Here is a 23887-nt window from a genome sequence, read left to right on the forward strand (position 1 = left end):
GTTTTGTTATAAATAGATATAGAAAAAGGCTTATATTAAAGGAGTTATTTCATGAAAATCTTATTTATAGGTGACGTTGTCGGGTCTCCTGGCAGAAAAATGATACAAGAGTACCTACCAAAATTGAAAAAAAAACATAAACCAACAGTCACCATTGTTAACGGTGAGAATGCTGCGGGTGGCAAAGGCATTACAGAAAAAATTTACAAAGGTTTTCTCGAGCAAGGAGCCCAAGCCATTACACTAGGAAATCATACGTGGGATAATAAAGATATCTTTGAATTTATTAACGATGCGCCTTTAATGGCACGTCCTGCTAATTATCCGGAAGAAACTCCCGGAAATGAGTATATTATTACAAAAGTCAACGATCTAGAGGTAGGGGTTATTAGCTTAATGGGGCGTACATTTATGCCTCCAAACGATTGTCCGTTTAAAAAAGCAGAAGCGCTGGTGAACAAAATAAAAAAACGCACTCCCTATATTTTTGTTGACTTTCATGCCGAAGCAACGAGTGAAAAACAAGCAATGGGTTGGTTTTTAGATGGGAAAGTGACCGCGGTGGTTGGAACGCATACCCACGTACAAACAGCAGATAATCGTGTGCTTCCAAGTGGAACAGCTTATATCAGTGATGCGGGAATGACTGGGCCTTTAGATGGAATTCTTGGCATGAAACGTGAAGACATTATTAATAAATTTTTAACAAATTTACCTGTCAGGTTTGAAGTAGCAAAAGGCAGGGAACAATTAAATGGGATTCTTATCCACGTTGACAGCAAAACAGGTCTTGCTAAAGCAATGGAGCGGATACAAATCAGTGAAGAACAACCATTTTATGAATAACATTCAGGCTATTGATTAGAAAATTTAGAAAATGATAGAGAAGTTTGCAGGAATAAACGAACAAATCGTGAATATAGTTAGTGAGGGGCATTATCCCACATAAGGAGGTACTAAAAATGGAAGTATTAAAAGTATCAGCTAAATCCACTCCCAATTCTGTAGCAGGCGCATTGGCAGGAGTTATTCGAGAAAGAGGAGCTGCGGAAATTCAGGCGATAGGCGCAGGTGCCCTGAATCAATCGATTAAAGCAATAGCTATAGCGAGGGGATTTGTTGCCCCAAGCGGTATCGACCTTGTTTGTATTCCAGCATTCACAGACATTCAAATTGATGGTGAAGAACGAACGGCAATAAAATTAATTATAGAGCCCCGTTAATTCCATATCAGCACATTTAAACCTGGCTGTCAAATAGATCAGCCAGGTTTTTCTATGCATATGCGGCGGCAGCTTTCAGGATAGGATAAGTTTAGTAAATAATAATAATAATAATGCACTTAACGGTTGATTTTTGTAAATTTTCATTCTATTATATAGGAATATATACATTTTATCTTTGCAGGTGTATTACATAAACGCATGCCTAGATAAACAAAGTAGTAGGGATAGGAAGGACTGGAAAGGATGAGAAACACATGATTGATCAACTTAGTTGGAAAGTTGGCGGACAGCAGGGGGAAGGGATAGAGAGTACAGGGGAAATCTTTTCTACTGCCTTAAACCGCCTTGGTTATTACTTATACGGGTATAGACATTTTTCATCACGAATAAAAGGTGGTCATACCAACAATAAAATTCGTGTAAGTACAAAGCCTATAAATGCTGTTTCTGATGATCTGGATATTTTGGTTGCTTTTGATCAGGAAACCATTGACGTGAATTATCATGAGCTACGGAGTGGCGGGGTGGTTATTGCAGATGCGAAATTTAACCCGTCTATTCCTGAAGATGGAAAAGCAACATTATATGAAGTGCCATTTACGGAAACAGCGAAAGAATTGGGTACTCCTTTAATGAAAAATATGGTTGCAGTCGGGGCGTCTAGCGCTATTTTAGGCATCCCTGCTGACTATTACCAAGAAGTCGTAGAAGAGATATTTTCGAAAAAAGGCCAGTCTGTTGTTGACAAAAACATGCAAGCGCTGCAAACAGGGGCAGAACAGTTTCGAGAGCAAGCTGGCGATAACGTAGATGCATTCCTTTTAGAAGAAGCAGATGGTAAAAAACGAATGTTTATGATTGGAAATGATGCCATAGGACTTGGTGCGGTAACAGCTGGTTCGCGTTTTATGGCAGCGTACCCTATCACCCCTGCTTCGGAAATAATGGAGTATTTAATTAAAACGTTTCCTGATTTCGGCGGTACGGTGATTCAAACCGAAGACGAAATTGCGGCAGCTAATATGGCGATTGGTTCCAATTATGCCGGTGTTCGCGCATTAACAGCATCTGCAGGTCCTGGATTGTCGCTTATGACAGAAGCGATTGGACTTTCTGGGATGACCGAAACACCTTTGGTTATTGTGGATACACAAAGAGGCGGACCAAGTACAGGGCTTCCAACAAAGCAGGAACAATCGGATATGATGGCAATGTTGTATGGTACGCACGGGGAAATTCCAAAGATTGTTATTGCTCCTAGTACTGTACAAGAAGCCTTCTATGATACGATTACAGCATTTAATATGGCTGAGGAATATCAGTGTCCAGTTATTTTAATGTCTGACCTTGCATTATCATTAGGCAAGCAGACTGTGGAACCATTAAACTTTGATAATGTTCAAATTCGAAGAGGGAAGTTAGATCAAGCTCCAGATCTGCCTGTACAAGCACCAGAAGAATACTTTAACCGCTACGAGTATGAGGCGGAAGGAGACGGCATTTCAACTCGATTGCTGCCAGGAACAGAAAACGGAATCTATCATGTTACTGGAGTGGAACATGACGAAACGGGGAAGCCATCGGAAAAACCAGAAAATAGACAGCAGCAAATGGACAAGCGATTAAAGAAGACCCAAACGGTGCCTTATCGTTTCGATGAGCCGGTATATCGGGATGAACCCTATGAGAAAGCAGACTTATTAGTAGTTGGGATTAATTCGACTAGAGGAACGATACAAGAAGCTGTCTCTCGCTTGAGAGAGGAAGGACACGCTATACATCATGCACATATTCGACTGCTGCATCCTTTCCCGGTTGAAGAGTTAGAGCAAGCATTAGAGCGTACGGAAAAGGTTGTTGTCGTCGAAAATAATGCAACGGCTCAGTTGGCTAACATTATTCGATTGAATACAGGGGTTAATGCTGAAAATATTTTGAAATATGACGGCAATCCATTTTTACCAGGTGAAATTTATCGTGAATGCAAGGAGTTGTTATAGGTGGCTACTGTAAAAGATTTTCGTAATAAAGTGAAACCAAACTGGTGCCCAGGATGCGGTGACTTTTCAATTCAAGCAGCTATTCAACGTGCAGCAGCCAATGTAGGCTTAGAACCACACGACTTAGCGTTGATTACTGGTATCGGCTGTTCCGGAAGAATCTCTGGTTACATCAATGCTTATGGGTTCCACGGTGTACACGGACGAGTGCTTCCTTTGGCACAAGGAGTAAAAATGGCAAACCGAGATTTAACGGTTATCGCTTCAGGCGGTGATGGTGATGGATTTGCTATTGGAATGGGACACACCATTCACTCGATTCGGCGAAATATCAACATGACGTATATTATCATGGACAACCAAATTTATGGGTTAACAAAAGGACAAACATCGCCAAGAAGTGAAGCTGGCTTTAAAACAAAGAGTACACCGGACGGTTCCATCGAGGCATCTCTTAATGCAATGGAAACAGCGTTGACAGCTGGAGCTACATTTGTGGCACAAAGCTTTTCAAGTGATTTAAAAGAACTTACCTCATTGATTGAGCAAGGCATTAACCATGACGGTTTCTCTATTATTAATGTATTCAGTCCATGTGTAACATTTAACAAAGTGAATACGTATGACTGGTTTAAAGAAAACTTGACGAAATTAGAAACAGTCGAAGATTATGATTATACTGATAGGAAAAAAGCGATGCAAACGTTAATGGAACATAATGGTTTAGTGACCGGGTTAATTTATCAAGATGATTCGAAGCCTTCTTATCAAGACCAAATTCCAGGATACAAGTCGACACCGCTTTCTGAGTCAGAATTGAAGTTAGAAAAAGAAACATTTGAACGTCTAGCAAATGAATTCATGTAAACAAAAAGGTTGGCCACTTGCTACAAGCAGTGGCTGAACCTTTTTTGTTTGTCTTTCTTAGATATTGTTGTCAGGCACTACCGGTGAACATGTGCGGCTTCAGCAGTCGCCAGTATGTTAACATGCTGGCTGAGAAATCTTATATTTCTGTTTGTGCAAGGCGCATCTCAGAGAATGATAAGTAGAAAAGTTTACATGAATGATAATGACATTTTACAGAGCATTTTGTTTAAAAAGTGCTGCTTGCGGAAATAGATGCAGAGGATAAAGAAAGAAAGGAGACAAAAAATGCAGCAACTGATACAAACATTGCAACGAATTGATAAGAAAGGATACAAAGCATACAATGATATAAAAGGGACGTACACCTTTTCGGATTTTCATCTGCATCTGGATCATATTCAGGCTGATCCGTATGCAAGTCCATCTCGAGCACGAGTGGTGTTGAAACGAAAAGCACTTGGTTTAGGAGCAGAGTGTGATCAAACTGATGCGAGAAGGATAGCGACCATTGATTTTTTTGCCAATCGGCTGCAGCACGAACTGCACAAACGAAATGGAAGGATTGGCATCGTTATAGATGGACCAGGGCAAGAAGTTCTTGATCGGACAGCTGTTGTTTTGCATCAAAATGATATAGATATTCGTTTATCGATACATTTGCCAGCACGAGGCAGGACAATCCTTGGAAAACAAGCCATCGACCGTCTGACACGTGACCTTCCTGACGTCGTCATAAAGGCTGTAAAAGAATTTAATAAAAGTGCCTTAATGAAACAGTTAGAGTTGGCCGACCAGCAAGAAGCCATTCGCCATTTCTTAAAAGAGAACAACTATGTGACTTTTATTGCCAATGGCTCAGTGCTGCCAAGAAAAAGTGGTATTAGTAATAAACCGCTGGAAGGAGATCAAGTTGTTCCTTTTCAATCACCGTCTTCGTTAGAAGTAGAAATTGACATTCCCCATCGCTCTACTGTTAAAGGGATGGCATTAAAACAGGGAGTCAATATTATTGTCGGTGGCGGATACCATGGAAAAAGCACGTTGCTGGAGGCGATTGAGCGAGGCATTTATAATCATCGGGAAAAGGACGGCCGTGAGTTTGTCATTACGAATGATTCAGCAGTCAAAGTACGTGCTGAAGATGGAAGAAGCGTAGAAAGTGTTAATATTTCTCCATTCATTTCCAATTTGCCTGTTCAAAAAGATACGCGCACCTTTTCAACAGAAAATGCAAGCGGCAGTACATCACAAGCTGCAAACATTATCGAAAGTTTGGAAGCAGGTGCTTCGTGTTTGTTAATTGATGAAGACACTAGTGCGACTAATTTTATGATTCGCGATGCCCGCATGCAGGCACTCGTTGCAAAAGAGAAAGAGCCCATTACACCCTTTATTGATAAAGTAAAAACATTGTATGATGAACACCGTGTTTCAACGGTTCTCGTTGTTGGCGGGGCTGGTGATTATTTTGACGTTGCTGATACAGTCGTTATGATGGAAGAATATCGCCCGCATGATGTCACCCAAAAAGCAAAAGAGATTGCTAAAAGATATGGCTCGGAGCGTAACAAAGAAGCGGGGACGACGTTTGGTGAAGTGACACCGCGGACAGTGGTGACAGACAGCTTCCAGGCAAGAAAAGGGAAAAAAGAGAAAGTGAGCGGGAAAGGTCGAACAACGATTATGTACGGCAAAGATATCATCGACCTTTCCGGTGTTGAACAGCTGATTGATCACAGTCAAACCAATGCCATTGCAAACATGATTCGTTATGCTTGTAAAAACATTGGTCAAACCGCTTCTCTTTCTGCTATTCTTGATTTTTTAGAGCGGGAAGTAAGTGAAAAAGGACTTGATGTTTTATCTCCATTTGCAGGAAAGCACCCTGGCGATATGGCAAAGCCGCGGCGTACAGAAATCGCAGCAGCTATTAACCGCCACCGGAAACTAAAGATAAAATAATGACACAGCGCACTGCTTGCAAGCGGTGCGCTATTGTTTTCTTTGTCTATAAAAGGTATAATTTAAAATTGGATCTTCCCTATGCAACGGAAATAAAACGCAATATTTATATAAACAGCAGTGTTTATGAAAAGGTGCTGGGTGTTTTAGTGAGGAATTGATGTGAAAGGAGAGCAGGTTTATGAATGAAGAACAACGCAAGCAGCAGCAAGGTGAAGCGCCTTCTGAAGAAGTACAAGCTAAAAAAACGAATGCATCAACGAAAAAAGATTACAGTAAATATTTTGATTTCTCTCATGCAAAAATGGAACATTCAAAAGACGGTAAGCAATATATGAAAATTGGCGGCCGCAGTATTTTAATTAACGAGCAGCCAGATTATAAAAAAGGCAAGCGCCGTGGAAAAGAAGACGTGGAAGTTCACTATAACTTTTCTATCCCAGACGAAATGAAAGGCATTGGTGCAGGCAAAAAGTATTTAATCCGTACGTATGGCTGTCAGATGAACTATCATGATACAGAAAACATGTCCGGTATTTTAGAAGAAATGGGTTTTTCTGAAACCGATCAAACGGAAGAAGCGGATGTTATTTTCTTAAATACATGTGCAATTCGTGAAAATGCAGAGAATAAAGTATTTGGCGAAATCGGCAACCTTAAAACATTAAAGCGGGAAAAGCCGGAGTTGATTCTGGGTGTCTGCGGCTGTATGTCCCAGGAAGAAACTGTCGTCAATCGCATTATGCAAAAACACCAGCACATTGATTTGATTTTTGGTACCCACAATATTCATCGCGTTCCGCACCTTTTAAAGGACGCCATACAAGGAAAAGAAATGGTTATTGAAGTATGGTCTAAAGAAGGCGATGTTGTAGAAAATATGCCGCGAAAACGCGTGGGAAAAACCCAGGCTTGGGTAAACATTATGTATGGATGCGATAAATTCTGTACGTACTGCATTGTACCGTATACTCGCGGAAAAGAAAGAAGCCGTTTGCCAGAAGATATTATTGCAGAAGTTCGTGACTTAGCTCGTCAAGGGTATAAAGAAATTACTCTCTTAGGACAAAATGTCAATGCTTATGGAAAAGATTTGGACCGGGACTATGGATTAGGTCACTTAATGGACGAGCTGCACAACATTGATATTCCGCGTATTCGTTTTACGACTAGCCATCCGCGTGACTTTGATGATCACTTAATCAATGTTTTAGCACAAGGCGGCAATCTGGTAGAACACATTCACTTGCCGGTTCAATCAGGAAACAACGATGTGTTAAAATTAATGGCAAGAAAGTATACAAGAGAACATTACGTGGAGCTTGCTAGAAAGATTAAAGAAGCAATGCCGCATGCTTCATTTACGACAGATTTGATTGTCGGCTTTCCAAATGAAACGGAAGAGCAGTTCCAAGACACGCTTTCATTAGTGAAAGAAATGGACTACGACAGCGCGTTTACGTATATTTATTCTCCAAGAGATAATACGCCGGCAGCAAAAATGAAAGACAATGTGCCGATGGAAGTGAAAAAAGACCGTTTGGCACGCTTAAATAAAGTTGTCAATGAAATCTCTGCGCGCCGTAATAAAGAGCTAGAAGGAAAGATTGTAGAAGTACTTGTAGAAGGCGAAAGCAAGAAAAATCCAGATATTTTATCCGGGCGTACGCGTACGAATAAGCTTGTTAACTTCCGTGGTCCCAAATCAAGCATCGGTGAAATTGTATACACAAAGATTACAGAAGCAAAAACGTGGACGCTTGACGGTGAAATGGTTGAAATGGCAGAGGTGAATAAATAAATGAGCGAAGCAGCTTACACCAAACAAGATGTACTCAACAAGGCAAAAGAATTAGGCAGACTCATATCAAAAACCGAAGAAGTCGACTTTTTTAAGAAAGCTGAGACAAAGATTAATCAAAACTTGAAAGTACAAGAGCTTATTGGCAAAATCAAGAATAAACAAAAGCAGGCAGTAAACTTGCAGCATTATCAAAAGCACGAAGCATTAAAGCAAGTTGAAAAAGAAATTGAGGAATTAAACCAAGAAATTGATGAGATTCCACTCGTACAAGAATTTAAACAAAGCCAAACAGAGGTCAATCACTTGCTTCAGCTTGTGTCCACGACGATATCTAATACCGTAACTGATGAAATAATTGAGTCGACCGGCGGCGACAAACTGCAAGGCACTACGAATAAAAGTCCATTTATTGATATTAATTAAATAATACTTCCCCTTGCCGTTCCCTTTACACGCGGCAAGGGCTTTTTGGCTTCAAAAACACGTCACTGTTTAACAGTATCATGTAATCAGGCAGCGGATAGCGGGTACTGGTATTTCTCAAATTGTACATATCGTTTTTTTATAAGTTCTCGACTGTTTATTGCGTGAGAGAATGTGTAGGTTATTTTTGATACTTTTAAAATTTCACGTACCGTATTTTTATAGACATAAATAAAAGGCTTTCTAAATACATATAAAGTACAAGGCTAATATTTGTTGTGATTAGCCGGTTCTCAGCCAAAAGACATACCTTGCAAGGCGGCTGAATAAAATTGACAACATAGACGTTTATCATGCATATAGTTTAAACATGGATGAAGCGGAAGACATTTCAGGGTGTCTTTCACGTTTGAAAAGGAGGGTGCACATGTCGTCGGAAAAAGATAACGCGCGTTATCGAGAGATTGTTACTAAAGCCGTGTGCGGAAAAGGGAAAAAACATTGTAAAGATACTCATGTCGTTAAACCGCCCCAAAAACCTACAAGTATTTTAGGGTGCTGGATTATTAATCATGAGTATGAAGCAGATCGAAAGGGAGATTCTGTAGAGATTGTTGGAAGCTATGATATTAATGTGTGGTATTCCTATGATGAAAACACGAAAACCGATGTTACTTCTGAAAACGTCACGTATTCTGAAGTAGTTCCCCTGGCAATGAAACAAAAAGAACTTCTTAGTGATGAGGTAGATGTGATTGCGAGAACATTAAAGCAGCCAAATACAATTGAAGCATCCATTGGCGACAAAGGAAAAGATGTGAAGGTGGAGGTGGAAAAAGAATTCTCGGCAGAGATTGTAGGTGAAACAAAAGTCTGCATTCAAATTCATCCGGATGCAGAAGATGATGATTATAGAAATATCAGCTTTGATGAACAAGTATCGGATGAAGAGTTAAAGAAAATCGACACAGATTTTTTAGATGATAAAAAACATTAATTACAAAAGGAACGGCTGTCTAGAGGATTAAAAAGCCCTTTAGGCAGCTTTTTTCTGTGTTATTACTTACGGGAAGATGACATAGGTGAGAAAGAAAAATCCCTTAAAAGACAGCTCGCTGCCTTCTAACAACGACAGCGGTCCGCTTTGTGATATAATAAAAAATAAATACGTTTTGATTCGATTAGTTGGAGGAATAAGCGTGGCACAAGAAACACCTATGATAAAGCAATATAACAAAATAAAAGCGGAGTACGAAGATGCTTTTTTGTTTTTCCGACTTGGTGATTTTTATGAATTGTTTTTTGATGATGCCATCAAAGCTGCACAAGAGTTGGAAATTACGTTAACAAAACGAGGGAGCAAAAATGAAAAAGATATTCCGATGTGTGGAGTTCCTTATCATTCATCGGAACAATACATATCGACGTTGATTGAAAAGGGATATAAAATTGCGATTTGCGAACAAGTGGAAGATCCAAAAACGGCCAAAGGGGTAGTCAAACGGGAAGTCATTCAATTAATTACTCCTGGAACGGTGATGGAAGGAAAAGCAATTCAAGCAAAAGAAAATAATTTTATTGCTGCACTATATCCTTTTGAAGATCAAACTGCAGCTTTTGTAAAAGCTGATTTGACAACAGGAGAGACAGCTGCAGCGCTGCTAACAGCTTCTCCAAGTAACTGGGAAAGAGAGATAACACGTGCTGATTTAAAAGAACTCATCGTTCCACCTGGATTTAATGAAGAAGCAATTCAATCATCCGTGTTATTTTCGACGGAAGCGGCAGATGAGCTTTCATCCGAATTCGAGCATCTGTGTGATGAATTAAATTCCGATAAGCTAAAAAAAGCAGCAGCGTTATTAACCAATTACTTTAAACGGACACAAAAACGTTCCTTATCGCATTTGCAGCGGATTACACTATACCACCCTCAAGAGTATATGCAGCTTGATTTACATTCACGCCGCAATTTGGAGTTAACCGAGTCGTTACGGGAAAAAAAGAAAAAGGGTTCGCTACTTTGGTTAATGGATCATACCGTAACGGCCATGGGAGGAAGACTTGCTAAAAAGTGGGTAGAAGAACCGTTATTAAATGTAAAACAAATAACCAAACGTCAGTCGCTTGTTGAGACATTTTTAGAACATTACTTCGAACGGGAAGAGTTACGCGAGCGGCTGCGGCATGTGTATGATTTAGAAAGGCTTGCCGGTAAAACATCGTATGGGAATGTAAATGCACGTGAACTGGCGCAATTAAAGCGTTCGTTAAATGAATTACCTGCTCTTTTTTCCCTGCTGCAACGTGTACATAATGATTACGCCAATGAACTAATAAACCAAGCCAGTGACTTTCAAGATTTGCGTGACTTGCTTGAAGCCAGTTTAACAGATGACCCCCCGATTTCTATTACAGAAGGAGGTATCATAAAAGAAGGGTATAATGAAGAGTTGGACCGTTATAAAGAAGCAAGCAGAGACGGAAAAAGCTGGATATCTAACTTGGAGCAGCAAGAACGTGCTGAAACAGGTATTAAATCGTTAAAAGTTGGCTTTAATAAAGTGTTTGGCTACTACATTGAAGTTACAAAGCCCAATATTCCATACTTGCCGGAAGGGCGCTATGAAAGAAAGCAAACACTAACCAACGCAGAACGGTTTATCACTCCGGAATTAAAAGAAAAAGAATCTCTTATCTTAGGAGCAGAGCAAAACAGTACAGAACTGGAGTATGAGCTGTTTATTGATGTTCGGGAGAAAGTGAAGCAATACATTCAAGCCATTCAGCAAACGGCTCAAATAATTAGTGTGATAGATGTCCTGCAAGGTTTTGCTTATATCAGTGAACAAAATCAATATGTCCGTCCGGAATTTTCAAATGACCGGACCCTTTCGATTGAGGAAGGCCGTCACCCAGTCGTTGAGCACATGCTTGAACAAGGGGAGTATGTGGCAAACAATATTAATATGCATAAACACCGGGAAATGCTACTTATTACAGGGCCGAATATGGCTGGGAAAAGCACATATATGCGTCAGGCAGCGTTAATAGCCGTTATGGCACAGACCGGCTGTTTCGTTCCGGCGCAAGCAGCTACTCTTCCGGTGTTTGATCAAATCTTCACACGTATTGGTGCGGCGGATGATTTAGCTTCTGGTCAAAGTACATTCATGGTTGAAATGCTTGAGACAAAGCATGCACTTTCCCATGCGACGCCCGAAAGTCTTATACTGCTTGATGAAATTGGAAGAGGAACCTCGACATACGACGGTATGGCTTTGGCACAAGCAATTGTTGAGTACATTCATCATCACGTTGGAGCAAAAACGTTGTTTTCGACCCATTATCATGAATTGACTGCTCTTAGCGAAACGATGTCATATTTACAAAATGTACATGTGCGTGCAGTGGAAGAAGACGGAGAAATTGTATTTTTGCATAAAGTGGAAGAAGGAAAAGCTGATCGCAGTTACGGTATTTATGTAGCTAAGCTGGCTGATTTGCCAAACGAAGTATTAGCACGAGCACAAACTCTTCTGCAGCAGTATGAAAGTGCCAGCGTCGGCTCATCAACGATTAATGATACAACGTACGTGCAGGAAGACGGTGCTGTTCATACAGAGACTGCAGCGGCAAAGGAAAAAGATGAACCGGCCCATACATCTGAAAGTCCGCAGCAGTTGAGTTTGTTTGAAGCAAATGAAGAGGAAGAGTCCCTTTCTGTGTCCAAAAATGAAGAGGATATTATTAGAGCGTTAAAAGATATCGATGTCTTACATCTGTCGCCAATGGAAGCGATAGAGACGTTATATCATTATCAACGCCGGCTCCGATCATAAGAAAGGAGGTTGCGTATGATGCAAGTAAAAAAATTATCTGATGACCTTTCCAACAAAATTGCTGCCGGAGAAGTGGTAGAAAGGCCGGCATCAGTTGTCAAAGAACTGGTTGAAAATGCCATTGATGCAGGCGGCACACGGATTGACATACAATTGACAGAGGGCGGACTGTCTGAAATTAAAGTAATAGACAATGGCAACGGTATGACAAAAGATGATGCAGAAATCGCGTTTTTACGTCATGCAACGAGTAAAATTCAAACAGAACGTGACTTATTTACAATCGCTACGCTAGGATTTCGAGGAGAGGCGCTGCCAAGTATTGCTGCCGTTTCTAATTTAGATTTGGAAACAGGAACTGGTGAAGGTGCGGGGACATTAATTCGTTATCAAGGCGGAAAACGAATCGCATTCTCGTCAGCAAAGGCAAGGCGCGGTACAGAAGTGACAGTTAGAGAGTTATTTTTTAATATGCCAGCACGGTTGAAGTATATGAAAACTATTCATACCGAAATTGGAAACGTCAGCGATGTTGTTAACCGCCTGGCTCTTGCGCATCCCTCCATTTCGTTTCGTCTTGCTCATAACAAAAAGCAGTTATTGTTTACAAATGGCAATGGAGACGTTCGGACAGTTATCGCTGCTATATATGGCAGACGTACGGCGCAAGAGTTTGTCCCGGTTCAAGCCGAAACGCTAGATTACCATATAGAAGGATTTGTAGCGAAACCAGAAATTAATAGAGCTTCAAGACAATATATTTCTACATTCATTAATGGGCGGTACGTGCGCCATTTTCCGTTAACGAAAGCAATCGAACAAGCTTTTCACACACTGCTTCCAATAGGCCGGCATCCTTTAGCGGTACTTCACATTACGATGGACCCTATTTTAATTGATGTGAATGTTCATCCAGCAAAACTCGAAGTTCGGTTAAGTAAAGAAAATGAACTGACAAAAGCGGTGGAAGAAGCGATCAAGAATCGTTTAACTGATTTACAGCTAATTCCAGAAGTGGAAAAATCACGAGGGAAACGTCAAGATAATACACAGCTTTCCTTCGAATTTCAAGAAAGCAGTCATGACCAGGCTGCTCCTATATCCGATTACAAGCAGCCGGCTCAAATTAATCAATTGCCTTCGCACGTTGAAACAAAGGAAAACTCCGCTGTTTTTTCTTCGTTTCAGGAAAAAACAGCTCAAGTGACGGATGACAAAAAAGAGAAAAGTACGAGCAATCCCTTGCCTACAAGTGAATACCAAGACAATGATGGGACGACGTATCATTCTGTTCGTGAAATCCCTCGAACTGACAAGGACATACGGGGAAGTACCGCAGCGCAGGAAACGGAGTCTAAACGTGTTCCGGCTTTGGAAATCATCGGTCAAATGCATGGTACTTATATTTTGGCACAAAATGAAGACGGCTTATACATTGTTGATCAGCATGCTGCACAGGAAAGAATATTTTACGAACAATTTCGCGAAAAAATAGGTGAGACAAGCCCTCATTTACAGGATCTTATCGTTCCTATCACGCTAGAAGTTTCTCCCCAAGAAGACATGGTGATTTCTGCATACAGAAACGAATTAGAACATGTTGGTGTTTACCTAGAGCCATTTGGAGTTCGGACATACCGAGTCAGCACGCATCCAGAGTGGTTTCCAAAAGGGGAAGAAGAAAACACGATCCGAGAGCTTTTGCAACAGTTGTTTGAAACCAAAACGATTAATGTGCACAAGTTAAGAGAAGAAGCAGCGATTTTAATGTCTTGTAAAGCAGCCATTAAAGCAAATCGCTATTTGAGAAATGATGAAATGAATCAATTAATGAACCGTTTGCGCGCTTGTGAAGTACCATTCACTTGTCCGCATGGGCGCCCGATTATTATCCATTTTTCTGGGTACGATATGGAAAAAATGTTTAAACGTATTATGTAATGGCAGTGCTCCCAAAAAATGTTTACATGTTTGTCACAATTTCATGAAATATTAACATTAATGCCATGTTATAATTGCATGCAAAAGCAGGTTGAAGGGGAGTTTATCATGTCACCATTGGATCTTGTAGTAGTATTGGGAGTTTCTGCTTTTGTTATTATCGTCAGTCTTATCATGGCTATGTATATGCTTAAACAATCCCAATCTGACAATTAATAACGAAGAAAAAGGCGCTTTATAAAGCGCCTTTTTATTTTGTTTTTAGAAGTGCGCGAAACAGAAGCAAAAGAAAATATTATATGGGTTTTTTTTCAAATAGAGTGGTATAATGGAAAGTATGGAGACAGGTAAGAATGATTATTACAACAGGTAAAGCAGTATTAGAAAATGATGTAAAAGAAGCCAAACGTCTAGCAGAAAAATGGGGGACTGTTTTCCGAGAAAGAAAAAAGCGTTCTTTTAAGAGCTGGATGCAGCAAGAAAATGACTGTATTTATGTTGTGAGTGAAAAAGCAGGAGATAAACTTTATCATCCTAAAGCGGAAACTCCCTTTTCTTTTCATCCAAGCATGGCTTGGCTAAGAGTGCAGCGATTAGAACACGGGCAGGCAGATCCAATGGTTGATGCGATGAAACTGCAGCCGGGCATGCGCTTTCTTGATTGTACATTGGGGTTTGCATCAGATAGCATCGTAGCTAGTTTTGTTACCAATGAATATACGACAGGGTTAGAAAAGAGTACGTATGTGGCTGAAATTGTAAGAAAAGGTTTAAAGCATTGGCAGGAAAAGTCACATGCTTTTAATGAAGCGATGCGCCGAATCCAAGTGTGTGCCACAGATTTTTATGACTTTCTAACAATGCAGCCTGATAATGCGTTTGATGTCGTATATCTTGATCCTATGTTTGAACGTGCAGTAGAATCATCGGTTCATTTCACGCCGCTTCGCTATGCTGCTTACTATGACCAAATAGAGCGGCATCATGTAAGTGAAGCATTACGAGTAGCGAAAAGGCGGGTGGTCATCAAAAGTTCTTTTCCGCATCCATACATAGAAGAGCTTGGTTTTACGTTTCGCACCCGCAAGTCAACGGCTTCTTTTGCTTATGCTGTGTTGGAAAAGGAAGGAAACGGATATGAATAAAGAAAAATTACTCGTCGTTGTAGGTCCGACGGCTGTTGGAAAGTCGGAATGCGGCGTATTACTTGCCAAACATTTTCATGGTGAGGTTATTAGCGGAGATTCTATGCAAATTTATAGAGGGCTTGATGTTGGTACAGCCAAAGTGACAAAAGAAGAACAACAAGGCATTACGCATCATTTAATTGATAAAAAAGCCCCTTCCGAGACGTATTCAGCAGCACAGTTTAAAGAAGATGCAGCACAACTCATTACTTCGATTCATAAAAAAAATAAACTGCCAATTGTGGTCGGTGGAACAGGTTTTTATATACGCTCTCTGACAAGAGATCTTGCGTTTCATAAGTCACCGTCAGATCCAGCCTTTCGACAGGAGATGGAGAAGGCTGCAAGTGAAAAAGGAGCACATTTTCTTCATCGTCAATTAGAAGAAGTCGATCCGAAAAGTGCGCAAGTGATTCATCCAAACAATATAAAAAAAATCATTAGAGCATTGGAAATTTATCATGTAACCGGGCAGCAGCGCAAAGAGTTTTCTCAGCAAACGGACGCCCAGTCACCATATCAATTAGTAATGCTTGGTCTAACGATGGATCGTCAGCTATTATATGAACGCATTAATAAGCGTGTCGATGCTATGCTTCAAGATGGTATTCTTGAAGAAGCCAAATGGCTTTACGAACACTATCCAAAAGATTGTCAAGCGGCTCAGGCGATTGGCTATAAAGAGTTTTATCCATATTTCAACGGTGACTATTCATTGGAACAAGCGGTACAAGCCTTGAAGAAGAATACGCGCCGGTATGCAAAGCGTCAGTTAACATGGTTTCGGAACAAAGAAAACGTGGAATGGTTTGATGTAACGTGTGAAAGTGCTGTGGAAAAAATAGAGGAAATGATTTCTTGTGTTGAAGGAAATATGTTTTAAAAGTCGAATACACCTAGTAGAGTATGATGAGGGGGACTGAATTGAGATGAAGCAGCCTATTAATATTCAAGACCAATTTTTGAATAGTTTACGTAAAGAGAAAATACCAGTAACTGTGTTTTTGTTAAATGGTTTCCAATTGCGAGGACAAGTGAAAGCATTTGATAATTTTACGGTTGTTCTAGATAGTGATGGGAAACAACAGCTTATTTATAAGCATGCCATTTCTACCTTTGCACCACAACGTCATGTCTCCGTTCAAGTGGAAGCTGAAACAGAGAACGCTTCTGCTCATACGTAAACAGGAAAAAAGCTTCCAGGATTCTGGAAGCTTTTTTATATTGAGAGGAAAAAAACAGCATCTTCGTACAGACGAATGGTGGATATTGTTTACACGTGGAGGAAGTCAGTCTTTCAGGATGACAGCTGGGTTTTCTTTATTTGTTTTTCTCTACGTAATCAATGTATTTATTAAGCGTTAAAATGGTATTCAGCCCTAGCATTTCCTGCAGTTTCTCTGGTGTTGTTCCAGCTTGAAGGGTGCGCACGATAAATGTATTGCGAAAGTGACGGGCTGATATCGCACGGTCAATACCTGCACGCTTTCTTTCTTCTCGAACCATTTTTTGAATAGCGATTTCTGTTAAGTTTTTCGGTGCGTCTGTTTCATAACTCCAGCGATATGTTTGTCGCTGGAAATCAAACGCTACAAAGAGGGGATCTTCTGGATACACAGGACGAACAGCTTTTGGAATGACTTGTACGTAATGATAAAGCAAGTTCTTATCATCTTTTGTCAGGGTCACTACACGGGGGTTGCCTGTCTGCTCAGGTATAGAGAGTTCTCCTAAACCTTGATTGACATGTTTCATTCTAAGAAGAGAAATCTCTTGCAAGCGAAAGCCATAATGTAAAAATAAAGAAATTAATAACAGATTTCTAGGGGCTAAAAGCGGCCTGGATGCTGCTTGTTTGTGCGACATTCCACTGTCATAAAATAAGGAATCCTTTAGCTGTTTTTCCTCTGAGTGCGTAATAAGTTCTTCTTCAGTTAACGTATTCCAAACCGAATCGTCGACATGGAGTGCGGTCATCGGATTTACGTTTATATAGCCAGTGGACTGCAGATAATGAAAAAAACGCTTTAACACCGTTTGTACACGCTTTAATGTACGGAGCTGGTAATGCCGTTCTTCTTGTAAAAGATAGAAATATTCTTCAATCATCTGTGGAGTTATCGCACCATCCTGCTTTTCACCCAGCTCTTCTTTTACTTCAATAAAACGGTAAAAATCAGCTAAGTCATATCGGTATCGTTTGATGGTGCTTTCTTTTCGCTGCCTGGCGGTTAAATGATTTAAAAAAGCTTCGGCTTCAAAAGGAATATGCCATGATCTCTCTTCCATCCCACATCTTACCTTTACGCATTTTCTTTTTATTATAGCAAATGAATCAATCACCAATAAATGATTTTTGCGTATAGTATAGGTAAACGCCCGCTTTATACTTAGATAGAAGAGAGGGGATTTGTTCGTGATGATGCATACAAAAGGACGAGATAAAATTCAAATCACGATTAATTCAGCACATAAGGAGGTTTCACCGAAACAGATTACTCCTAAACATTCATCAAAACATTCGCTTTCATCCGAACAGCATTACCCGCTTCTAAAAGCGGAAAAAAGTTTGGATTCGATGATTGGTATGAAAAACGTAAAAGAATTTATGAGAGAGATGTATGCTCTCGTTTATGTCAATCAAAAGCGGGAAGAAAGAGCGCTGGCTTGTGCAAAACAAAATCTTCATATGCTTTTTATCGGGAACCCAGGTACAGGAAAAACAACTGTCGCCAGAATCATGGCTGAGATGCTAAAAGATATGAAAGTTATCGAGAAAGGTCATTTTATTGAAGCAGAGCGTGCTGACTTAGTTGGGGAATATATCGGGCAGACGGCTCAAAAAACAAGAAACCTCATAAAAAAAGCAGAAGGGGGGATTCTGTTTATTGATGAAGCATATTCACTCGCTCGTGGCGGGGAAAAAGATTTTGGCCGTGAAGCGGTTGATACGATTGTTAAAGCAATGGAAGATCAGCAGCACAAATTCATTCTCATTCTAGCTGGTTACCCTGAAGAAATGAAACGTTTTTTGAAACTTAATCCAGGGCTGCCTTCGCGTTTTCCAAATAAGTTGCAATTTCAAGATTTTTCCGGTGGGCAGTTGTTCGAATTATTTCAGCGTATGGCGAAAGAAAAAGAATACGTAACAACAAAAGCGCTCAACGAAAAGCTGCGGTCTCATTTTCATTCGCTTTCCTATTATGATAAAAACACACAGAATGGCAGGTATGTACGTAATTTATTGGAGAAAATGATTAGAAAGCATGCGCTTCGAATGTTAGACTACAACGATACGCTTGATAAACAATCACTCATGACATTAGAAGCGCAGGACTTTATAATAGAAGAGTACTGAAAAGGGGTGGGTGTATGAAAGAACAAGTGATTATGGTCGGCTGCCGTTTGAATGATCAATCTGTTTCATCATTTCATATGTCGATGGATGAATTAAAAGCACTCGTTCATACGGCAAACGGAGACATTGTTGACGAACTGGTGCAAGTGAGGGAAAGACCTGATCCAGCCACGTACATCGGGAAAGGGAAGTTGCAAGAATTGTCCGAGGCCGCAGCAGAAAAGCAAGCAGATTTAATCGTCTTTAATGATGAATTATCTGCGGGCCAAGTAAAAAATATCGATGAATATGTGAACGTGCGGGTGATTGACCGTACACAGCTCATCTTAGATATTTTTGCTGCGCGTGCTCATACCAAAGAAGGGAAAATTCAAGTAGAATTAGCGCAATTGATGTACTTATTGCCTCGTTTGTCCGGACAAGGTCAAGTGTTGTCCAGACTTGGCGGGGGAATCGGAACGAGAGGTCCTGGTGAGACAAAGTTGGAAACGGACCGGCGTCATATTCAAAGGCGGATGGATGATTTAAAAAAACAGCTAAAAGATATTCAAGCTCATCGAGAAAGCTACCGTAAAAACCGTCAAAAAAACAAGGTGGTTCAGTTTGCACTTGTTGGCTATACGAACGCCGGGAAATCAACGCTGCTGCATCAATTAACCAATGCTGATACGTTTCAAGAAGATTTATTATTTGCAACGTTGGATCCGCTCACAAGACAGGCAGAACTGCCCTCTGGTTACCCCATTTTGTTAACAGATACAGTAGGGTTTATTCGAGATTTGCCAACAACGTTAATTGCAGCATTTCGTTCAACGCTAGAAGAGGTGAAAGAAGCAGATGTGCTGCTGCATGTCGTCGATGCTTCTCATCCCGAGGCAGAAGAACAGATGGAAACAGTGGACAAGCTGTTAATGGATTTAAACGCACATATGATCCCTTCCATTACTATTTTTAATAAAATAGATCAGGCTGATACGTCTTCTGTTTATATAAAAAATGATGCACCTTCGATAACAATGTCCGCTTTTCGGGAAGAAGATGTCGAGGATTTGCTTCATTTAATGGAAAAAACACTGCAAGACCAAATGAAGTATTTTCAAGTAGAAATCCCAGCTGAAGATGGAAAGAGTATAGCTGATTTGAAACGTTTTGCAATGATAACCGAAGAAAAAGTCAAAGAAAATGACAGTCAATTTTTGTATAAGGGATTTGTCTTAAAAGAACATCCGATTCATCGTGTGTTAAAACAATATCGAGCAATGATGTAGAAAGTTGGAATAGAACATGACAAGTTATTGGCATCATAAACGAACAGATGATTTGATTGATCGTGCGGAAAAAAAGGCAGAGCCAATGTTTAAACAGGCAGAAAAAACAGCTGAATATAATCAAGCCTGCTTGTTGGACATCTTTCGGGAGGAAGGAGTGTCTTCTTTCCATTTTACCCCCTCTACTGGATATGGATATGACGATACAGGCAGAGAGACACTGGATCGTATATATGCGAATGTGTTTGGAACGGAAGGTGCCATGGTAAGGCCGCAATTTATTTCGGGAACGCACGCTATTTATGCTGCATTATTTGGTATTTTACGACCAGGAGATACACTCTTATATGCAGGAGATCCTTATGACACATTGCAAACAGCGATTGGACTTGGCGAAGATTCGGCAGGAACGATGAAAGAATATGATATACATTGTGAAGTAGCGCCATTGAATAAGGATGGGTTTCCTGACGTTCCCACCATTATCGACTATATCACCCCATCAACGAAGGTGCTTGCGCTGCAGCGCTCAAAAGGTTATGCGCTTCGTCCGTCTCTTTCAATAGAAAAAATGGAATCGATTATTAAAGCTGTTAAAGAACGGTATCCAAATATTATCGTTTTTGTGGACAATTGTTATGGCGAGTTTGTGGAGGCAAGGGAGCCTGGTCATATTGGAGCAGATATACTTGCAGGTTCGTTAATTAAAAATCCAGGAGGTGGTTTGTCGCGCACAGGAGGTTATATTGCGGGGAAACAATCATTGATAGAACAAGCTTCGGCACGATTTGCAGCACCAGGTATCGGATTGGAAGGCGGAGCAACATTAAACAGCCTTCTTGAAATGTATCAAGGACTTTTCATGGCTCCTCACATTGTGTCCCAAGCATTAAAAGGGGCTTTTTTTACGGCTTCTTTGCTGGAAGAGGCAGGTCTGACAACCTTTCCGTCTTCTTGTGATGAGCGCACAGACCTTATCCAGGCAGTCTGTTTTGAAGATAAAAAAAGAATGGTTCGCTTCTGCCAAGCAATTCAAGAAGCATCTCCGGTGGATGCAATGGTTAAACCGGAGCCTTCCAGCATGCCGGGATATGAAGATCCAGTCATCATGGCTGCGGGTGCGTTTGTTCAAGGCTCAAGCATTGAACTATCTGCAGATGGTCCGCTGCGGCCCCCATATACAGCCTACGTTCAAGGCGGTTTGACATATGCCCATGTGAAGCATGCTGTTTCTTACGCCTTGCAAACGTTATTTGAAGAACAACTATTGTAAATTCTTCCCTTTTGAGTACTTGAAGCTGATCAATGCTTTATAATCCTTATGTAAAAAAAGTTAACATGAACTTGACTGAAAACTTAACATCATGTAAGATGAAAATAACTTCTTAAGGAAAGGAGGCATTCTCGTGGCTGAGGGAGATCATATTCGGCGCAACATGCCTTTGTTTCCGATTAGTATCGTAAAGAAGCTGACTGAATTATCGGCCAGACAAATCCGATACTACGAAGAACATGGTTTAGTGCATCCTGCACGAACTGAAGGAAACCAGCGGCTATTTTCCTTTAATGATGTCGATAGGCTGCTAGAAATTAAGACGCTTATCGAACGAGGTGTCAATTTATCAGGAATTAAGGAAATTTTTGAACTTCAGAAAGAGAACGAAGAAAATCAACATAAGCCTGCGTTAAAAAATACAGAAACGATGACTGATAAAGAATTACGCCGTCATTTAAAACAAGAAGTCATGGTTGCAGGCAAGCAAGGCAGAACATCGATGATTCAAGGACAATTATCTCGTTTTTTCCACTAATCATTTGAATACCTTTTGTCTATAATAAGGCAGAAGTTTTCATACTAATCATTATTGAAACGAAGAGAGGAGACTCACCAATGGCCAGCAAGTACTCAAGAGAAGATATTACACGAATGGCTGAAGAAGAAAACGTAAAGTTTATTCGATTGCAATTTACAGACCTTCAAGGAATTATTAAAAACGTAGAGATTCCAGTAGATCAGCTTTCTAAAGCGCTTGATAACAAAATGATGTTTGATGGATCTTCCATCGAAGGATTTGTTCGCATCGAGGAATCTGACATGTACTTATATCCAGATTTAGACACATGGGTTGTTTTTCCTTGGACACCAGAAAAAGGAAAAGTTGCCCGACTTATCTGCGACATTTATGAACCAGGTGAAGTAGGCGGATCACCAAAACCATTTGCCGGGGACCCGCGCGGCATCTTGAAGCGCGTTTTAAAAGAAGCGGAGGAAATGGGCTTTACTGCATTTAACATTGGGCCAGAGCCGGAATTTTTCCTGTTTAAAAATGATGAAAAAGGCGAACCAACCATGGAGCTAAACGATAAAGGCGGATATTTTGACCTTGCTCCAACAGACCTGGGGGAAAATTGCCGTCGTGACATCGTGCTTGAGCTGGAAGACATGGGATTTGAAATTGAAGCATCTCACCACGAAGTAGCACCAGGCCAGCACGAAATTGACTTTGAGTATGCAGATGCTATTACGACATGTGATAACATTCAAACCTTTAAACTCGTTGTGAAAACAATTGCCAGAAAGCACGGATTGCACGCAACCTTTATGCCAAAACCGCTGTTTGGGGTAAATGGCTCCGGTATGCACTGCAACATGTCTTTATTTAAAGGCAAAGAAAACGTGTTCTATGACGAAGGTACTGAATCACAGCTAAGTGAGACAGCCATGCAATTTTTAGGCGGCATTTTGGAACACGCGGAAGCATTTACAGCGTTAACAAACCCAATTGTTAACTCTTATAAGCGTCTTGTTCCAGGATTTGAAGCGCCAGTTTATGTTGCTTGGTCGCTTAGAAACAGAAGTCCGCTCGTTCGTATTCCATCTTCTAGAGGATTGAGCACACGTGTAGAAGTAAGAAGCCCAGACCCAGCAGCTAATCCATATTTAGCAATGGCTGCACTGCTGGCATCTGGTCTTGACGGCATTAAGAAAAAGGTCAAAGCACCAGAGCCAACAGACCGCAACATTTACGTGATGAGCAAAGAAGAGCGCGAAGAAGAAGGCATAAAAGACCTTCCGGCAGACTTAAAACAAGCGTTAGACAGCCTGCTTCAAGATGAAGTGCTGGTTAATGCGATTGGTTCACACGCTATCGAGCACTTTGCAGAAGCAAAAGAAATTGAATGGGATATGTTCCGCTCTCAAGTTCACCCTTGGGAAAGAGAACAGTTCTTGTCCACTTATTAAAATGCAGTCCCCCTTGGTGTCAAAGCACCAAGGGGGTTTTTGTATGTGTGATGAATTGTATAGCCGCTGAAACATTTCTTGAGAATGCAGAAAATAAAAGGAAGCTGATAAGAGAGTTTTATTTTGTTGATAAAAAGGAAACAGCAATGAAAAAAGTGGGGTAATGCACAAAAAGCGGAAGCGGGCATATAGTATGATTGGTGATTGAAAGTGAATAAAAGAATATCATTACAAGAACTGCGCAACGGGGGATATATCTTTTATACGCGGCATGCACAGGCAACAGTGGGAAATGATCAATTTATGCTGGACTTTACAGATTGTTCCACTCAACGAAACTTATCGGAAACGGGCAGAGAACAAGCGATTCGTTACGGAGAAGCATTAAGAAGGTTAAACATTCCTATTTTTATTCCTGTCATAGCGAGTCCCTTTTGCAGAGCAAGAGAAACCGCTGCGCTGGCTTTTGGAGAAGGAAATGTTCGTGTCGACTCGTTTTGGGCGGACGTGTACCGCTTAAGCTTGAATATTACAGAAGCAGAAAAGGACAGCACATTACAAAGACTGCAACATTTATTTGAAATGGAAGTGCCAAGCGGGAAGAACGCTGTTGTAGCGGCTCACAGCTTTCCTCCGCACATCGGCTTAGGAGAGCTTGCCGACATGGAAACCGTTATCATTCACCCCTTTGGATCTAATAACGGTTTTAGGATCATCGGCCGGATACAGCTTGAAGACTGGGAAAGAAATATCTAGTTATTA

At 40.7% G+C, this 23887-nt stretch carries 20 protein-coding genes; 19 read left to right on the forward strand and 1 reads right to left on the reverse strand.

Going from position 1 to position 23887, the window contains the following annotated elements; translation table 11 throughout:
• Positions 1 to 51: 51 nt before the first annotated feature.
• The 13 genes from BLT18_RS01390 to hfq all read left to right on the forward strand — a co-directional run bounded on the left by BLT18_RS01390 (position 52) and on the right by hfq (position 16439).
• Positions 52 to 846 (forward strand): TIGR00282 family metallophosphoesterase, encoded by a 795-nt coding sequence (locus BLT18_RS01390; RefSeq protein WP_091270498.1) that lies wholly within the window; start codon positions 52 to 54, stop codon positions 844 to 846.
• A gap of 116 nt (positions 847 to 962) precedes the next feature.
• Positions 963 to 1223, forward strand: a complete 261-nt coding sequence (locus BLT18_RS01395; protein ID WP_091270499.1) for a stage V sporulation protein S — start codon at positions 963 to 965, stop codon at positions 1221 to 1223.
• A gap of 257 nt (positions 1224 to 1480) precedes the next feature.
• Positions 1481 to 3226, forward strand: a complete 1746-nt coding sequence (locus tag BLT18_RS01400; protein WP_091270502.1) for a 2-oxoacid:acceptor oxidoreductase subunit alpha — start codon at positions 1481 to 1483, stop codon at positions 3224 to 3226.
• Entirely contained in the window at positions 3227 to 4093 is an 867-nt protein-coding gene (locus tag BLT18_RS01405; RefSeq protein ID WP_091270503.1) for a 2-oxoacid:ferredoxin oxidoreductase subunit beta, read from the forward strand.
• Positions 4094 to 4381: 288 nt separating this feature from the next.
• A complete protein-coding gene (locus tag BLT18_RS01410; RefSeq protein WP_091270505.1) occupies positions 4382 to 6058 on the forward strand; it encodes an ABC-ATPase domain-containing protein in 1677 nt (558 codons plus the stop codon).
• Between the two features lie 181 nt (positions 6059 to 6239).
• Positions 6240 to 7859, forward strand: coding sequence for a tRNA (N6-isopentenyl adenosine(37)-C2)-methylthiotransferase MiaB (gene miaB / locus BLT18_RS01415; RefSeq protein WP_091270506.1), 1620 nt, complete (start codon positions 6240 to 6242; stop codon positions 7857 to 7859).
• On the forward strand, positions 7860 to 8285 hold the full coding sequence (locus BLT18_RS01420) for a RicAFT regulatory complex protein RicA family protein (protein ID WP_091270508.1): 426 nt from the start codon (positions 7860 to 7862) through the stop codon (positions 8283 to 8285).
• A gap of 427 nt (positions 8286 to 8712) precedes the next feature.
• Positions 8713 to 9282 carry an outer spore coat protein CotE gene (gene cotE / locus BLT18_RS01425; protein WP_091270510.1) on the forward strand — a complete coding sequence of 190 codons (570 nt, stop codon included), beginning with the start codon at positions 8713 to 8715 and terminating at the stop codon, positions 9280 to 9282.
• A gap of 202 nt (positions 9283 to 9484) precedes the next feature.
• Entirely contained in the window at positions 9485 to 12127 is a 2643-nt protein-coding gene (gene mutS / locus BLT18_RS01430) for a DNA mismatch repair protein MutS (protein ID WP_175487353.1), read from the forward strand.
• Positions 12128 to 12142: 15 nt separating this feature from the next.
• Positions 12143 to 14068 (forward strand): DNA mismatch repair endonuclease MutL, encoded by a 1926-nt coding sequence (gene mutL / locus BLT18_RS01435; protein ID WP_091270512.1) that lies wholly within the window; start codon positions 12143 to 12145, stop codon positions 14066 to 14068.
• Between the two features lie 353 nt (positions 14069 to 14421).
• Positions 14422 to 15213 carry a class I SAM-dependent methyltransferase gene (locus BLT18_RS01440; protein ID WP_091270513.1) on the forward strand — a complete coding sequence of 264 codons (792 nt, stop codon included), beginning with the start codon at positions 14422 to 14424 and terminating at the stop codon, positions 15211 to 15213.
• A complete protein-coding gene (miaA, locus tag BLT18_RS01445; RefSeq protein WP_139184693.1) occupies positions 15206 to 16138 on the forward strand; it encodes a tRNA (adenosine(37)-N6)-dimethylallyltransferase MiaA in 933 nt (310 codons plus the stop codon). The genes BLT18_RS01440 and miaA overlap by 8 nt, the downstream gene beginning before the upstream one ends.
• Positions 16139 to 16184: 46 nt before the next feature.
• A complete protein-coding gene (gene hfq / locus BLT18_RS01450; RefSeq protein ID WP_091270517.1) occupies positions 16185 to 16439 on the forward strand; it encodes an RNA chaperone Hfq in 255 nt (84 codons plus the stop codon).
• Positions 16440 to 16575: 136 nt separating this feature from the next.
• On the opposite strand, the gene BLT18_RS01455 is transcribed toward hfq, so the two are convergent.
• Positions 16576 to 17544: a tyrosine-type recombinase/integrase gene (locus BLT18_RS01455; protein WP_091270518.1), complete on the reverse strand. Its 969-nt coding sequence runs from the start codon at positions 17542 to 17544 to the stop codon at positions 16576 to 16578.
• 130 nt (positions 17545 to 17674) lie between these two features.
• On the opposite strand from BLT18_RS01455, the gene BLT18_RS01460 reads away from it, so the two are divergent.
• The 6 genes from BLT18_RS01460 to BLT18_RS01485 all read left to right on the forward strand — a co-directional run bounded on the left by BLT18_RS01460 (position 17675) and on the right by BLT18_RS01485 (position 23881).
• A complete protein-coding gene (locus tag BLT18_RS01460) occupies positions 17675 to 18613 on the forward strand; it encodes an AAA family ATPase (protein WP_091271128.1) in 939 nt (312 codons plus the stop codon).
• A gap of 14 nt (positions 18614 to 18627) precedes the next feature.
• Positions 18628 to 19881 (forward strand): GTPase HflX, encoded by a 1254-nt coding sequence (gene hflX / locus BLT18_RS01465; RefSeq protein ID WP_091270520.1) that lies wholly within the window; start codon positions 18628 to 18630, stop codon positions 19879 to 19881.
• A gap of 16 nt (positions 19882 to 19897) precedes the next feature.
• Positions 19898 to 21154 carry a methionine gamma-lyase family protein gene (locus BLT18_RS01470; protein WP_091270521.1) on the forward strand — a complete coding sequence of 419 codons (1257 nt, stop codon included), beginning with the start codon at positions 19898 to 19900 and terminating at the stop codon, positions 21152 to 21154.
• Positions 21155 to 21317: 163 nt separating this feature from the next.
• The gene (locus tag BLT18_RS01475) at positions 21318 to 21692 is read left to right on the forward strand and encodes a MerR family transcriptional regulator (protein WP_091271130.1); all 375 of its coding nucleotides are present in this window, start codon (positions 21318 to 21320) and stop codon (positions 21690 to 21692) included.
• A gap of 80 nt (positions 21693 to 21772) precedes the next feature.
• Complete coding sequence (glnA, locus tag BLT18_RS01480; protein ID WP_091270523.1) at positions 21773 to 23125, forward strand: type I glutamate--ammonia ligase; 1353 nt, start codon at positions 21773 to 21775, stop codon at positions 23123 to 23125.
• A 210-nt stretch (positions 23126 to 23335) separates the two neighbouring features.
• Positions 23336 to 23881, forward strand: coding sequence for a histidine phosphatase family protein (locus tag BLT18_RS01485; RefSeq protein WP_091270525.1), 546 nt, complete (start codon positions 23336 to 23338; stop codon positions 23879 to 23881).
• The last annotated feature ends 6 nt before the right edge of the window (positions 23882 to 23887 follow it).

Origin of the sequence: Alteribacillus persepolensis, assembly GCF_900099605.1 — a bacterium.
Lineage (GTDB): Bacteria > Bacillota > Bacilli > Bacillales > Marinococcaceae > Alteribacillus > Alteribacillus persepolensis.

Coding starts and splice junctions, on each gene's coding strand:
- BLT18_RS01400 (WP_091270502.1), top strand. CDS start 1,481: ATGATTGATCAACTTAGTTGGAAAGTTGGCGGACAGCAGGGGGAAGGG.
- glnA (WP_091270523.1), top strand. CDS start 21,773: ATGGCCAGCAAGTACTCAAGAGAAGATATTACACGAATGGCTGAAGAA.
- mutL (WP_091270512.1), top strand. CDS start 12,143: ATGATGCAAGTAAAAAAATTATCTGATGACCTTTCCAACAAAATTGCT.
- BLT18_RS01460 (WP_091271128.1), top strand. CDS start 17,675: ATGATGCATACAAAAGGACGAGATAAAATTCAAATCACGATTAATTCA.
- BLT18_RS01455 (WP_091270518.1), bottom strand. CDS start 17,544: ATGGAAGAGAGATCATGGCATATTCCTTTTGAAGCCGAAGCTTTTTTA.
- cotE (WP_091270510.1), top strand. CDS start 8,713: ATGTCGTCGGAAAAAGATAACGCGCGTTATCGAGAGATTGTTACTAAA.
- miaA (WP_139184693.1), top strand. CDS start 15,206: ATGAATAAAGAAAAATTACTCGTCGTTGTAGGTCCGACGGCTGTTGGA.
- BLT18_RS01475 (WP_091271130.1), top strand. CDS start 21,318: ATGCCTTTGTTTCCGATTAGTATCGTAAAGAAGCTGACTGAATTATCG.
- hfq (WP_091270517.1), top strand. CDS start 16,185: ATGAAGCAGCCTATTAATATTCAAGACCAATTTTTGAATAGTTTACGT.
- BLT18_RS01420 (WP_091270508.1), top strand. CDS start 7,860: ATGAGCGAAGCAGCTTACACCAAACAAGATGTACTCAACAAGGCAAAA.
- BLT18_RS01470 (WP_091270521.1), top strand. CDS start 19,898: ATGACAAGTTATTGGCATCATAAACGAACAGATGATTTGATTGATCGT.
- BLT18_RS01395 (WP_091270499.1), top strand. CDS start 963: ATGGAAGTATTAAAAGTATCAGCTAAATCCACTCCCAATTCTGTAGCA.
- miaB (WP_091270506.1), top strand. CDS start 6,240: ATGAATGAAGAACAACGCAAGCAGCAGCAAGGTGAAGCGCCTTCTGAA.
- BLT18_RS01390 (WP_091270498.1), top strand. CDS start 52: ATGAAAATCTTATTTATAGGTGACGTTGTCGGGTCTCCTGGCAGAAAA.
- BLT18_RS01440 (WP_091270513.1), top strand. CDS start 14,422: ATGATTATTACAACAGGTAAAGCAGTATTAGAAAATGATGTAAAAGAA.
- BLT18_RS01410 (WP_091270505.1), top strand. CDS start 4,382: ATGCAGCAACTGATACAAACATTGCAACGAATTGATAAGAAAGGATAC.
- hflX (WP_091270520.1), top strand. CDS start 18,628: ATGAAAGAACAAGTGATTATGGTCGGCTGCCGTTTGAATGATCAATCT.